The organism is Marinobacterium sp. xm-g-59 (assembly GCF_013283315.1).
Taxonomy (GTDB): Bacteria; Pseudomonadota; Gammaproteobacteria; order Pseudomonadales; family Balneatricaceae; genus Marinobacterium_E.
Genome location: NZ_WBYR01000013.1, coordinates 19,925 through 33,581, shown reverse-complemented (window position 1 = coordinate 33,581; position 13,657 = coordinate 19,925). Strand labels below are relative to the sequence as shown.

12 protein-coding genes are annotated in these 13,657 nt (G+C 48.7%); 5 read left to right on the top strand and 7 right to left on the bottom strand.

Annotation, left to right across the window (positions count from 1 at the left end):
* Nucleotide 1: 1 nt before the first annotated feature.
* From pyrR to metK, 7 genes are all read right to left on the bottom strand, one after another.
* On the bottom strand, nucleotides 2-514 hold the full coding sequence (pyrR, locus tag XMG59_RS11260; RefSeq protein ID WP_173480074.1) for a bifunctional pyr operon transcriptional regulator/uracil phosphoribosyltransferase PyrR: 513 nt from the start codon (nucleotides 512-514) through the stop codon (nucleotides 2-4).
* Nucleotides 504-971: a Holliday junction resolvase RuvX gene (gene ruvX, locus XMG59_RS11255; protein ID WP_173480075.1), complete on the bottom strand. Its 468-nt coding sequence runs from the start codon at nucleotides 969-971 to the stop codon at nucleotides 504-506. Before ruvX ends, pyrR begins: the two co-directional genes overlap by 11 nt.
* Nucleotides 972-981: 10 nt before the next feature.
* Nucleotides 982-1,545, bottom strand: coding sequence for a YqgE/AlgH family protein (locus tag XMG59_RS11250; protein ID WP_173480076.1), 564 nt, complete (start codon nucleotides 1,543-1,545; stop codon nucleotides 982-984).
* Between the two features lie 65 nt (nucleotides 1,546-1,610).
* Nucleotides 1,611-2,561 (bottom strand): energy transducer TonB, encoded by a 951-nt coding sequence (locus tag XMG59_RS11245; RefSeq protein ID WP_173495553.1) that lies wholly within the window; start codon nucleotides 2,559-2,561, stop codon nucleotides 1,611-1,613.
* Nucleotides 2,558-3,511: a glutathione synthase gene (gshB, locus tag XMG59_RS11240; RefSeq protein WP_173488987.1), complete on the bottom strand. Its 954-nt coding sequence runs from the start codon at nucleotides 3,509-3,511 to the stop codon at nucleotides 2,558-2,560. The genes XMG59_RS11245 and gshB overlap by 4 nt, the downstream gene beginning before the upstream one ends.
* A gap of 12 nt (nucleotides 3,512-3,523) precedes the next feature.
* On the bottom strand, nucleotides 3,524-4,255 hold the full coding sequence (locus tag XMG59_RS11235; protein ID WP_173488988.1) for a 16S rRNA (uracil(1498)-N(3))-methyltransferase: 732 nt from the start codon (nucleotides 4,253-4,255) through the stop codon (nucleotides 3,524-3,526).
* A 118-nt stretch (nucleotides 4,256-4,373) separates the two neighbouring features.
* A complete protein-coding gene (gene metK / locus XMG59_RS11230; RefSeq protein WP_173480080.1) occupies nucleotides 4,374-5,564 on the bottom strand; it encodes a methionine adenosyltransferase in 1,191 nt (396 codons plus the stop codon).
* Nucleotides 5,565-5,793: 229 nt separating this feature from the next.
* Here metK and tkt point away from each other — a divergent pair, with 229 nt between their 5' ends.
* From tkt to XMG59_RS11205, 5 genes are all read left to right on the top strand, one after another.
* A complete protein-coding gene (tkt, locus tag XMG59_RS11225; RefSeq protein WP_173498738.1) occupies nucleotides 5,794-7,788 on the top strand; it encodes a transketolase in 1,995 nt (664 codons plus the stop codon).
* Between the two features lie 48 nt (nucleotides 7,789-7,836).
* Complete coding sequence (locus XMG59_RS11220) at nucleotides 7,837-8,859, top strand: type I glyceraldehyde-3-phosphate dehydrogenase (protein ID WP_173498737.1); 1,023 nt, start codon at nucleotides 7,837-7,839, stop codon at nucleotides 8,857-8,859.
* A 21-nt stretch (nucleotides 8,860-8,880) separates the two neighbouring features.
* Nucleotides 8,881-10,047: a phosphoglycerate kinase gene (locus tag XMG59_RS11215; RefSeq protein ID WP_173484420.1), complete on the top strand. Its 1,167-nt coding sequence runs from the start codon at nucleotides 8,881-8,883 to the stop codon at nucleotides 10,045-10,047.
* Nucleotides 10,048-10,078: 31 nt separating this feature from the next.
* A complete protein-coding gene (fba, locus tag XMG59_RS11210; RefSeq protein ID WP_173498736.1) occupies nucleotides 10,079-11,143 on the top strand; it encodes a class II fructose-bisphosphate aldolase in 1,065 nt (354 codons plus the stop codon).
* A 248-nt stretch (nucleotides 11,144-11,391) separates the two neighbouring features.
* Nucleotides 11,392-13,614: a hypothetical protein gene (locus XMG59_RS11205; RefSeq protein WP_173498735.1), complete on the top strand. Its 2,223-nt coding sequence runs from the start codon at nucleotides 11,392-11,394 to the stop codon at nucleotides 13,612-13,614.
* Nucleotides 13,615-13,657: the final 43 nt, after the last annotated feature.

The window sequence follows — 13,657 nt, the reverse complement described above, 5'->3', positions numbered from 1 at the left end:
ATTATTTGCTACGCTGACTGATGGTCAGTTCAAGGGGAGATGGGCCTGTTAGCTTTACCTGTTGATCGCTTGATAACGTCAGGGTTCCACCGATGACATCAGCTTGAATCGGCAGTTCGCGGCGTTGTAGGTCAATCAGGGTGACCAGTGTCACAGAGGCTGGACGACCAAAATCGAACAGTTCATTGAGCGCGGCTCTAGCTGTGCGACCACTCATTAACACGTCGTCAACCAAGATAATGTTGCGATCTTCGGTTGCGCTTGGCAGCTTTGAAACCCCTACTTTAGGGTTCAATCCAACGCGAGTGAAATCGTCACGATAGAAGGAGATGTCCAGCACCCCCATCTCATCCTGAATCCCCAGGTGTTGGTGAAGACGTTCAGCCAACCAAACACCGCCACTATGAATGCCAATGATGTACGGGTTATCTAAGCCGCGTGTCTCGATTAACTGCTGTGTGCTGTCACACATTCTTGTTAGGAGCTGTTCAGCGTCCAAAGTTTTACTGGTCATAATAGTCCTCAAGCCTTGCATGGCTTGGTATGCGCTGTTCTTGAAGAAACCAACCTTCTAACATCAATTGAGCGGCGATACCGTCGACAGATTCTGCACCGAAATCGGCTGATCCGCCATTCTCAAGATGAATCGATTTAGCCTCTTGAGATGTTAATCGTTCATCAAAAAGAAAGCAGGGTATTTTAGATCGTTCATGCAGGCGGTTGGCGAATTTTCTCGCTCGTCGCGCCATATCACTGATAGTGCCATCCATGTTCAATGGCAGTCCCACAACGATCGTCTTTGGCTGCCATTCAGCAATAATTTTATCGACTAAACTCCAATCGGGGATGCCATCTTTTGCAGCAATTGGATTTAGAGGTTGGGCGGTGGCTGTTAATGACTGACCAAAGGCAACACCAATTCTGCGTAAGCCAAAATCGAATCCCAGTGCGCTCTCAGTTAACTCAGTCATTGGACCTTAATTATGCGTGCCCCGCCTGTGCGGAGATTAGGTTTAGGTCGACACCCAGAGTAGACGCTGCGGATGAGAGTCTAAATTCGGGTTCAACATCGAACAGTATATCTAAATTTGCGGGTGAGCTTAACCATAGGTTCTGACACATCTCTTCATCGAGCTGCCCCGGTCCCCAGCCCGCATAACCTAAAGCGAACAGATAGTCTTCAGGCCCCTCGCCACGCGAAATGGCCTCTAGAACATCAAGGGATGTGGTTAACGTCAGTTGCTCGGGTAGGTGTAGTGAGGATTTCCAAGCTTGCTCGCCCTGTCTGTGCAGAATAAACCCATGCTCTTCAGAGACCGGTCCGCCTTGGTAAACAGGCTGATAGTTCAAGGGAGAGTTTTCAGGGAGATCGAGCTGATCAAGGATCTCATCCATAGGAATCTCATGCGGCTTATTGACCACAATCCCCATGGCACCCTCTTCATTGTGCTCACAAAGATAGATGAGGCTGTTGCTAAAGTAGTCACTCTCCAGACTGGGCATAGACATCAAGAAGTGGTGCTTGAGTAGGTTGGCATTACTCATCTCTTTCTCCTTTAACAACGTCGAATCTTTTTACACCCTCAGTGTAAGCTGAAAATGTTTCGATATCAGTACACTTGGGTATTTTTCTCAAATTTCCAAGTGCGAATGATCTCCAGTCGGTCCAGCCGCTGGCGCATCTCATTAGGGAAGGGCTCGAAGGGTGAAGCGCTCCTAACTGTCCGAACGGCGGCATCATCCAGTATTGAGTAGCCAGAACTTTTGAGGATCTCTAACTGCTTGACGCTCCCATCAGCGGCTAAAGTGACTAGCATCTGCAGACTGCCTTCAATGCCCTTGCGTCGCGCTTCGATAGGGTAGTTGAGATTACCTATCGTTTCGATTTTCTGACGCCAGCGCTCTAGATAGAGTGCATCAGCTTTGGCCAAGGTCGAAAGCGAAGTGACACGCCCCGTGCGTGAGCGACTCTCTAATTTTCGCTGCTCATCTTTTAAGCGCGCTTCCAAAGAGGCGATCTCCTCTGACGCTTTAAACAGAGCCGTTGAGTCGCCTGCTAAGGGATTCGAGGCGGTGGTCTGAATGGAATCAGTCTGTTGATTGGCTTTAAGCAGCGCTTGGGTGTTGGCTGCTAACAGCTCATTCGTCCCCGATTTCGCCTGTAGAGTACTATCGTTGACGCCCTCATCATTCGAAGGAGCTAAGCCCGTTCCGGATTGTGCACTGATCTGTGCCGAGAGTTGGTTGATCTTGTCAGACCTGAACAGCGCAGGCTCAACAACACTCGCCTCTTGGTTCGTTTGTGAATCGCCCTGACCTAATTGATGATGCTGGGCTAAATAGGCTGGATCGATAGGGGCCTGTGGATCCTGATTTATCGCAAAGGTGATCTCAAGTGTTTTAGATGATTGCTCTGTTTTCAGTGCATCAAATCCGACCAAAAGTATGATCAGTGCGTGCAGAGCCAGTGCCAATACCAGCATAAAGCGCAGACGCTCATCGGCATCTGCACACCATGCAGCTGATCGATTGACCGGTTTTGGCGAGGCAGCTAAGTTCATTGCTGAGCGAGTTGCTCCTCTATGCAATCCATTAACTGCATGCCGATGTCCAAACCGAACTGATCATTGAGTTCACGAATACAGGTCGGGCTGGTGACATTGATCTCTGTTAGGTAGTCACCAATCACATCCAAGCCGACAAATAGAAGCCCTGCTTCGCGCAGTTTTGGCCCCACCTGTGCAGCAATCCAACGATCACGTTCGCTCAGTGGGCGGCCTTCGCCTCGCCCCCCTGCGGCTAGATTACCGCGAGTCTCTCCCTGACTGGGAATGCGTGCCAGTGCATAGTCGATAGGCTCGCCATTGATCATCAATATGCGTTTATCACCCTCGACAATCTCAGGGATGTAGCGCTGCGCCATAATGGTCTCTTGGCCAAATTTTGTCAGCGTCTCTATCACCACCCCTAGGTTCAAACCATCCTCTTTGATGCGGTAGATAGAGCTGCCACCCATACCATCTAAAGGTTTAAAGATGACGTCCTTATGCTCAGCATGAAAGGCTTTTAATCGCTCCTCTGAACGACTGACCAGTACCGGCGGGCAGCATTGCGGGAAGTGCGTAGCAAATAGCTTTTCGTTGAAATCGCGCAGGCTCTGAGTGCGGTTTACGATAAGTACACCGGCAGCTTCAGCAACCGCCAAAAGATGGGTGGTGTAGATGAATTCGTTGTCGAAAGGTGGGTCTTTTCGCATCAATATGACATCGAGCTCTGTTAGCGATAGATCTTGGTAGGCTTCACGTTCGAACCACTTGTTCGGGTTCATATCGACGCTAATCGGTGCCATACGAGCACGAACATCCCCATCTCTTGAGTAGAGATCGGACTGCTCCATATAGAACAGCTCCCACCCTTTCTGCTGCGCTGCCCAAAGCATCGCCAAAGAGCTGTCTTTTTTGTAGTTGATGTCGTCAATAGGGTCCATGACGATGCCCAGTTTAATGCTCATCTCTCGTTCCTTTTATGAGAAGTCGCCCCAGAGGTAATTTAGTACCGATGCCGCTGCGACGGGGGCGGTCTCTGTGCGTAATATTCGACTGCCCAGTAACCAGGGCTTAAATCCTTTTTGCAGTGCCAACTCGACTTCGCTCTCTTCTAAACCACCTTCCGGTCCAATCAGCAGTGCCACGCTGGAGGGTCTTGGCTCACTGTTCAGCGATGTGAGCTCAAGGTGTGGGTGAAGAATCAGTTTTAATTCGGCATCACACTGTTCGATCCACTCTGTCAGTGACATTGGAGCGCTAACGCTCATCGGCTTAGCCCGAAAACTCTGTTCGCTGGCGCTGATCGCGATCTGCTGCCAGTGAGCGGATCGCTTCTCTTGGCGATCGGCTGTTAGTTTGACCTCGGAACGATCCGTGAAAAGGGGGGTCAGGCTTTGTACTCCCAACTCTGTCGCTTTTTGCACGGCATAGTCCATGCGTTCACCGCGCGAAAGTCCCTGCCCAATATGAATGTCGATCGGGGATTCGCGATCATTCGGGTCGGCCGCAATGATCCGCACACTGGATTCACGCTTTGCCACGCTCGATAGCTCGGCCTGATAGTCAAAACCATCACCATTGAATAGTACGAGTTTGAACCCTTGCTTCATACGCAACACTTTCACTAGGTGATTGTGAGCGGCTTCTGGCAGTTCAATTTCTGTTCCGGTGCTCAGTGGTAGGTCTAGGTAGACACGGGGTATTCGCATACTGATTCTCTGGTTACTCTGCCACTGATTATGCCATGACAATTAGGGTGCGTCAGGCTGGATTTAGACACAAAAAAGGGCAGGCTTTCGCCTACCCTTAGCCACTATTAGTTGGCGATTAGACGCCTGCAGCTGATTTTAACGCGTCTGCTTTATCGGTCTTCTCCCATGGGAAGGCCGTGAAGGTGTCATCACCAACGGTCATCTCAAATGGATCACGACCAAAGTGACCGTATGCCGCTGTCTGGCGGTACATAGGGTGCAGTAGATCTAGCATGTTTGTGATTGCGTACGGGCGCAGATCAAAGGTCTCGCGAACCAACTCGATGATCTTCTCATCCGAGATCTTGCCAGTGCCGAAGGTGTTGATTGAAACTGAGGTCGGTTCTGCAACACCAATCGCGTAAGAGACTTGAATCTCACAACGATCTGCAAGGCCTGCAGCGACGATATTCTTAGCCACATAGCGACCTGCATACGCCGCCGAACGGTCCACTTTTGATGGATCCTTGCCAGAGAACGCCCCACCACCGTGACGTGCCATGCCGCCGTAGGTATCTACAATGATCTTACGACCCGTCAGACCACAGTCACCGACGGGACCACCGATAACAAATTTACCGGTTGGGTTGATGTGCAGCTTAGTGCCAGCATGCAGTAGATCAGCTGGCAGAACATGCTTGATGATCAGCTCCTGAACCGCTTCCTGAAGATCTTTCTGGGTGACATCTGGATTGTGTTGCGTCGAAAGAACAACAGCATCAATCGCGACCGGCTTACCGTTTTCGTAACGACAAGTCACCTGAGATTTCGCGTCTGGACGCAACCAAGGCAGCAAGCCTGATTTGCGGGCTTCTGCTTGGCGCTCTACAAGACGATGGGCAAAGGTAATTGGAGCAGGCATTAGAACATCGGTTTCGTTCGACGCGTAGCCGAACATCAAACCCTGGTCACCGGCGCCTTGATCTTCAGGTTTTGCACGATCGACGCCCTGAGCGATATCCACAGACTGTTTACCGATGATGTTGATCACACCACAGGTATCACCATCGTAACCCACATCTGAAGAGGTGTAGCCGATGTCATTAATCACGTCACGAACAAGATCTTCAAGATCAATCCAAGAGGTGGTGCTGATCTCACCAGAGACAATCGCAACCCCGGTTTTCACCATGGTCTCACACGCCACTCGTGCGTACTTGTCCTCTTTTAAAATCGCGTCTAAAACTGCATCAGAGATCTGATCGGCAATCTTATCTGGGTGCCCTTCTGAAACTGATTCAGAGGTGAAAATCGAATATTCGCTCATGAGTAAATCCTATGGGTTAGGTCGAGCCGCACATGCACAGCTCTCAAAATGTGGCAGCCATTGTAACCGGTTAAGAGTCGAGTTCTAAGTAAAAAGAGCTCTACTTCGATGAAACCTTTGATCATTACCCATGAAATTGAGTCATTTTAGCTAATGTCATTTGAATCTAAGCCCCGTCTGCGAGAGAATTTACCCCTCAATTTTTAATACCCCCCGCAGGAGTAGATTAATGTCATCTCGCCGTGAGTTAGCCAATGCGATCCGCGCATTGAGCATGGATGCTGTTCAAAAAGCCAAATCTGGTCACCCAGGTGCCCCAATGGGTATGGCGGATATTGCCGAAGTACTCTGGAATGAGTTCATGAAGCATAACCCAAGCAACCCTCACTGGTTTGATCGCGACCGTTTCGTACTGTCAAACGGCCACGGTTCGATGCTGATCTATTCCTTGTTGCACCTAACCGGTTACGACGTCAGTGCAGAAGATCTGGCTAACTTCCGCCAACTGCATGCTAAGACGGCGGGTCACCCAGAGTATGGTTACTGCCCAGGCGTAGAGACGACGACCGGTCCATTGGGTCAAGGTATCACTAACGCCGTTGGTATGGCTGTCGCTGAGAAGACACTAGCGGCTCAATTCAACCGCCCGGGTCATGAGATCATCGATCACCACACCTACGTGTTCATGGGTGATGGCTGCCTGATGGAAGGTATCTCACACGAAGCTTGTTCACTCGCGGGTACTCTGGGTCTTGGCAAACTGATCGCATTTTGGGATGACAACGGCATCTCGATTGACGGTGAGGTTGAAGGTTGGTTCAGCGATGACACCCCTGCACGTTTTGAAGCTTACGGCTGGCAGGTGATTCGTGGCGTTGATGGTCACGATGCGGAACAGATCATTGCCGCTGTTGAAGCAGCTCAGGCGAATGAAGATCAGCCAACGTTGATCTGCTGTAAAACAATCATCGGCTTTGGTTCGCCAAACAAACAGGGCAAAGAGGATTGTCACGGTGCACCTTTAGGTGACGACGAGATCGCGTTGGCTCGCCAAGAGTTAAACTGGCCATACGCGCCATTTGAGATCCCAGAAGAGATCGCAGAGGGTTGGGATGCACGTGAAGCGGGCAGTGTTCTTGAGAACGAGTGGAACGAACGCCTTGCTGAGTACTCTGAAGCCTTCCCAGAGCTTGCTGCGGAACTGATGCGTCGCCTATCGGGCGAGTTGCCTGCCGATTTCTCTGAAAGAGCGGATGCTTGGATTGCAGAAGTGGCAGAAAAGGGTGAGACCATCGCGTCTCGTAAGGCTTCTCAAAACGCTCTAAATTCACTAGGACCTATTCTGCCAGAGTTCTTGGGTGGTTCTGCCGACCTAGCAGGTTCTAATCTGACGCTGTGGTCTGGCTCTAAAGCGATTAGCGCTGAAGATGCGAGCGGTAACTACCTGCACTACGGTGTGCGTGAGTTCGGTATGAGTGCGATCATGAACGGCATCGCACTGCACGGTGGTTTCATCCCATACGGTGCAACCTTCCTAATCTTTATGGAGTACGCTCGTAATGCGGTGCGTATGGCGGCTCTGATGAAGCAACGCGCTATCTTCGTTTACACTCACGACTCTATCGGTCTGGGTGAAGATGGCCCTACTCACCAACCCGTTGAGCAAGTAGCCAGCCTGCGTATGACGCCTAACATGGAGACATGGCGCCCCTGTGATGCGGTTGAATCAGCCGTGGCTTGGCGTAATGCGGTTGAGCGTGCCGATGGTCCAAGTTCATTGATCTTCTCGCGTCAGAATTTGCCACACCAATCTCGCAGTGGTGACCAGATTGCGGCGATCTCTAAGGGTGGTTACATCTTGCAAGATTGTGCCGGCACCCCAGATCTAATCCTAATCGCAACAGGTTCTGAAGTTGAGTTGGCTATGGCATCAGCCGAAGCACTGACAGCAGAAGGCAAAGCGGTTCGCGTAGTCTCTATGCCATCTACTGAGCGATTTGATGCTCAGACTGCCGAATATAAAGAGTCTGTTCTACCGGTTGCGGTTACCGCTCGTGTAGCGATTGAGGCGGGTATTGCAGACTTCTGGTACAAGTACGTTGGCTTTGGTGGCTCAATTGTTGGTATGGAATCCTTTGGTGAATCTGCACCGGCTGGCGAGCTCTTCAAGCACTTCGGCTTCACGGTAGAGAATGTTAAACAGAAGGCGCTAGCCCTCGTTTAAGTTGATCACGCCGGTTTTTAACCGGCGTTTTACTCTCTGAGAGGTAAGATGAGCTACCGTATAGCGATTAACGGATATGGTCGAATTGGGCAGTGTCTGCTCAGGGCTCTGTTTGAGCGTGGCCTTGAGACTAAGTTTCAACCCATTGCGATAAATGAGTTGGCTGAGCCTGAGACGGTCTCCTATTTGACACGATATGACACGACGCATGGCCGCTTCCCGGCACCGGTGTCGCTGAAAGATGAGCAGCTAGTTATTCGTGATCACGCCATCCAAATCTTAAATACCCCCAAGCCCGACGAACTCCCTTGGCGTGAAATGGATATTGACCTGCTGATGGAGTGCTCTGGCTCGTTCAGTGATCGTCAAACGGCCGAGCTGCATTTGAAGCAGGGTGCCAAGCGCCTACTCTTCTCACAGCCCGCCACGGCTGAGGTAGACGCTACCGTTGTGTTTGGCTTAAACCAAGATTCAATAAACGTGAATCATAAAGTGGTCTCAGCCGCCTCCTGTACGACCAATTGTGTGATACCTATATTAGATCAGCTCGATAAGCATTTTGGCATTGAGCACGGCGTGACCACGACGATTCACTCGGCGATGAATGATCAGCCAGTCATCGATGCGTATCATCACACCGATTTGCGACTCACGCGCAGTGCTCTGCAGTCGATTATTCCGGTTGATACAGGGTTGGCGAAAGGGATAGATCGCTTATTACCAACGTTGGAAGGTAAATTTAAGTGCCTCCATTTGCGTGTGCCAACCCTTAATGTCTCACTGATGGATATGTCGATCAGCTTAGAGCGCGATACCACTGAAGAGGAGATCAACCAACTCTTCAAATCGCTCTCTGAAGGGCCGTTAAAAGGGCTATTGGGATACACAGAGGAGCCTCACGCATCGACCGATTTTAACCATGACAGTCGCTCAGTCATTGTTGATGGCACCCAGACACGATTGTCCGGCAAGCGTTTACTGAAGTTGGTCTGCTGGTTTGATAATGAGTGGGGCTTTGCCAACCGTATGTTGGATATTGCTGAGCATTGGCTCGCCCTGGAACAGAATTAATTTAATGATTGGAGAATAACAATGAACGTAAAACTGATGAAAGATTTGGATCTTGCAGGGAAACGCGTATTGATTCGTGAAGATCTGAACGTTCCTGTTAAAGATGGCAAAGTGACTTCCGATGCTCGTATTCGTGCGTCACTACCGACTATTCAGCTAGCGCTAGAAAAGGGTGCGACAGTGATGTTGATGTCACACCTTGGTCGTCCAACCGAAGGCGAATATGAAGAGCAGTATTCACTAGCACCCGTTGCGACCCACTTAGCAGGTCTGTTGGGTCGAGATGTTCCACTGATCAAGGATTGGGTTGATGGTGGCTTTTCAGTAGAGCCAGGTCAGGTCGTTCTTCTGGAGAACGTGCGTTTTAACGCGGGCGAGAAGAAAGATAACGAAGAGCTATCTAAGAAGATGGCCGCGCTTTGTGATGTCTACGTCATGGATGCTTTTGGTACCGCGCACCGCGCACAAGCATCAACTCACGGTGTGGCACGTTTTGCACCTATCGCCTGTGCAGGCCCACTGCTAGCGAATGAGCTTGAAGCTTTGGGTAAAGCGCTTGATAACCCAGCACGTCCATTGGTGGCGATCGTGGGTGGTTCAAAAGTATCTACTAAGCTTGAAGTACTTAACTCACTCTCTGAGAAGTGTGATCAGCTCATCGTTGGTGGCGGTATCGCCAACACCTTCTTGGCTGCAGCGGGCAAACCCGTTGGTACGTCACTGCATGAAGCCGATCTTATTGATACTGCGAAAGCGTTAATGGCTCGCTGTGAAATTCCAATTCCATCGGATGTCGTGACAGCGACTGAGTTTGCAGAGAGTGCGGAAGCGATTACGAAGTCAGCAGACGACGTCGCCGACAATGAAATGATCTTGGATATTGGTCCAGAGACTGCGGGACAGTTGGCACAAGTATTGCAGAATGCCGGTACCATCATCTGGAACGGTCCAGTAGGCGTGTTTGAATTTGATCAGTTTGGTAACGGTACGGAAGCGTTATCAAGAGCGATTGCTCAAAGTAACGGCTTCTCGATTGCAGGTGGCGGTGATACTTTAGCGGCAGTAGATAAATATTCTATTGCAGATGATGTATCCTACATCTCAACAGGCGGTGGTGCTTTCCTAGAGTTTGTTGAAGGTAAAGTGCTGCCTGCAGTCGCAGTGCTTGAAGCACGCGCTAACGGTTAACAGCAAACGATTAATAGCAAATAGGTAAAAAATGGCTCTTATTTCAATGCGACAGCTGCTCGATCATGCAGCAGAATATGGCTACGGCATTCCAGCGTTCAACGTGAATAACCTGGAGCAGATGCGTGCCATTATGGAAGCAGCTGATCGTGCCGATGCCCCTGTCATCGTGCAAGCTTCTGCCGGTGCGCGTAAGTACGCGGGTTCTAACTTCCTTCGCCACATGATCTTGGCAGCGATTGAGGAGTTTCCACACATTCCAGTGTGTATGCACCAGGACCATGGTACTAGCCCAGCAGTATGTCAGCGTTCCATTCAGCTAGGATTCTCATCAGTCATGATGGACGGCTCGCTGGGTGAAGATGGTAAAACGCCAACTAACTTTGAGTACAACGTAGATGTGACTCGTCGTACTGTAGAGATGGCACACGCTTGTGGTGTCTCTGTAGAGGGCGAATTGGGTTGCCTAGGCTCACTCGAGACTGGTGAAGCAGGTGAAGAGGATGGCATTGGTGCAGTGGGTAAACTGAGCCACGATCAGATGCTAACTGACCCTGAAGAAGCAGCGCAGTTTGTTCAAGCGACAAACGTCGATGCGCTTGCCATTGCAGTGGGTACTTCACACGGTGCTTACAAGTTCACTCGTCCACCAACGGGTGACATTCTTGCCGTTGACCGTATTCGTGCAATCCACGAACGTATCCCAGGTACCCACCTAGTAATGCACGGTTCATCATCAGTGCCTCAGGAGTGGTTGGCTGTGATTAACCAGTTCGGTGGTGAGATCCCAGAAACATACGGTGTGCCAGTTGAGCAGTTAGTTGAAGGTATCAAACACGGTGTTCGTAAAGTGAATATCGATACCGACCTACGTCTCGCTTCGACAGGTTCTATTCGTAAGTTCTTGGCAGAGAACACCGCTGAATTTGACCCACGTAAGTACCTGGCGAAAACGATCACAGCAATGTCTGATATCGCTTATGCACGTTACGATGCATTTGGTGCTGCAGGTCATGCAAGCAAGATCAAACCAATCGCACTAGAAGCGATGGCTGACCTTTACACTTCCGGATCATTGGATGCGAAAGTAAACTAATCCTATGCTGATTAGTCGAAAGGGTAGCTCAGGCTACCCTTTTTTGTATGCGATAATTTATCGAAATTCAGGATGAATTTCAGTATCAAGATAGCCTTGCTCGAATAAAACTAATTTATGATGTTGACTGGTTGATGAAAATATTTTGTACGTTTATAGTCTCGGAAATAGATCTTATATGTTTGATTTCATAGCAAGCTAGGTCTGTAAATTTTTCAAAACCAAACTTAACTAAAAGGAACATATAAGTGTTTGTCAAAAAACTATTGGCAGTTGCTGTAACTGCATCATCTTTAGTATTGGTAGGTTGTGGTGGTGATTCATCTACATCTGCCACTTCAACTTCAACTAGTGTTGCCGGTACTGCTTCTAAAGGTATCATGTCAAATGCCAAGGTTGAGGTATTTCGTGTCGATACCGATGAGAGTCTTGGTGAAACACGGACTAATGCTGGTGGTGGATATACATTAGATATCGGATCTTATTCAGGTCCTGTGTATGTAGAAGTGACCGCGGATGCAAACACCTCTATCGTATGTGACTTTGTAGATACTACTAAGTGTGTCGGTACTATAGATGATGACCTTGACGGTGATACTGTAATTGATTTTGGTGATTCATTTGTACCTACAAATAGCTTCTCTCTGAGGTCTATAAACCCAGCACCTTCGTCGCAGCCAACCACAAACGTTACACCGTTAACCACGGTGGTTTCTGGAATGGTTTTGGCTTCAGGGGTTTCATCAAGCGAAATTGAGTCTTACACGAAACTCGCTTCAGCGAACGTTGCAAACTCTATGGGTCTAGATGTAGGAGAATATGTAACTGACCTAGCAGCAATGCCGGTTATAGACATCACTAAAGAAATTGATCCTACTGATAGTGATGTTATAGCAGCGATCGCAGCAGTAACAATGGTGGAACAAGCCCTCGCTAACGGTAGCGCTGATATTGTCAATGCTATTACAAATCTTGAATCTGCAGCTGAAGCAACTGATCCCTACGATACTTCAAGCAGTTTTATGAAGCAGGCTGAAGCTATTGTGCCGTCATTGCCTATCAATACTTTCAATACAACAATCAAAGTGCCTGCTGGTGTGGTTGCGAATATCACAGCCCCTACGATTGTAAAAACCACTGAAATTGATTCTTCAACTTACACTACCGATAACATCACTAAAGTTGAGAATTTCGTAGCTGAGCTCGATGCTCTAGTTGATGTTGCCGAAACCACTGATGGCAAACTTGCATTGTTCCAAGATGAAATTGACGCAATCATGCCAACTGCTGCAAACGGTAATGTAGATACTGCACTGCAGAATCTAATGGATGTCTCACAGGCTATTGCGGATTCAGTAGATCTTGATTTTGCTTCTGGTTCAGAAGTTGTAGGTGATTTTACTGTTGAATCTGCTGATGGTGAGACTTTCAAAGTCGATGCCACTGATCCAGAGACGGGTGCGGCAGTTTATGTTGAAGCTAAACTTGTAGATTCGTCTCCTGAACCAACCGCTACTAGTGAAACCATTAAGGCTAAGCTAACAGTGGTTAAGGCTACATCATCATACAACGATGTTAAGGTTGTCGTAGATGCTGGTTCATACATTGATGTTTCAGCAAAAGATGAAACTGTTAGCGATTCGACGCTCAAAGGGACTGTTGATTACGCGAAGTTAAATTTAGGCGTGACTATTTCGGTAGTTGATGATTCAGATGTTACTTTGGCTGATTTCGTTGGTAAGCTAACAGCTAATCTTGATGATTGGGTAGAAACTGAAGTTAATGTGGTAGTTGGTACAGATTCGTTAGAAACGAAAGTAGCCACTGCTGATGTTAATCTTACAGGTGATTTTACTGTCTACAATTCTACTGATGGTGACTCAACCGTTGGTGCATCATTAGATTTGCTTTTAACTAACTTGTGGGAGAAAGATACCTACGAACCATCTGGTAACTGGACTGTCTTCTCTAACACAGATAACTTAGTCTCTTCTGATGACAACGGTTTTGCAAAAATCGACGCGACGATCAAATTCACTTCTGATATGGGCGGTCTATCTGCAGACCCAATGGATGTGACTTTGAATCTTGATCGCAATGTCGCAGACAGTGGTACGCTTGCAGTTACTATCGACTACACGGTTGATAGTACTAAGAAAGCTCTGACTGCGAAGTTCCCACTGGTATTCGACGCTGACACTGATTCAGTTGAATCTGTTGGTTACGCGAACATTGAGATCTCTGATAAATCGGGCGTTCTAATGTCACTAAAAGAGACAGGTGATGGCTCAATTACCATTGCTGGTGTTCGTTATGCAGCATTGACTGAAGTATCAGGCGGTATTGAGGTTGCTTACGTTAAAGCTTTGGCTGAGACTGCTGATACAGAAAAAGGCATAGCGGTTGGTGATATTGTAGCTGCGGGCTCATATGGTTCAACGGCGACAACAACAGTAATTAGCACTCTGTAATGAGTTGGCTCTAAGCTAAAGGGGGGCGTTAGCCTCCCTTTTT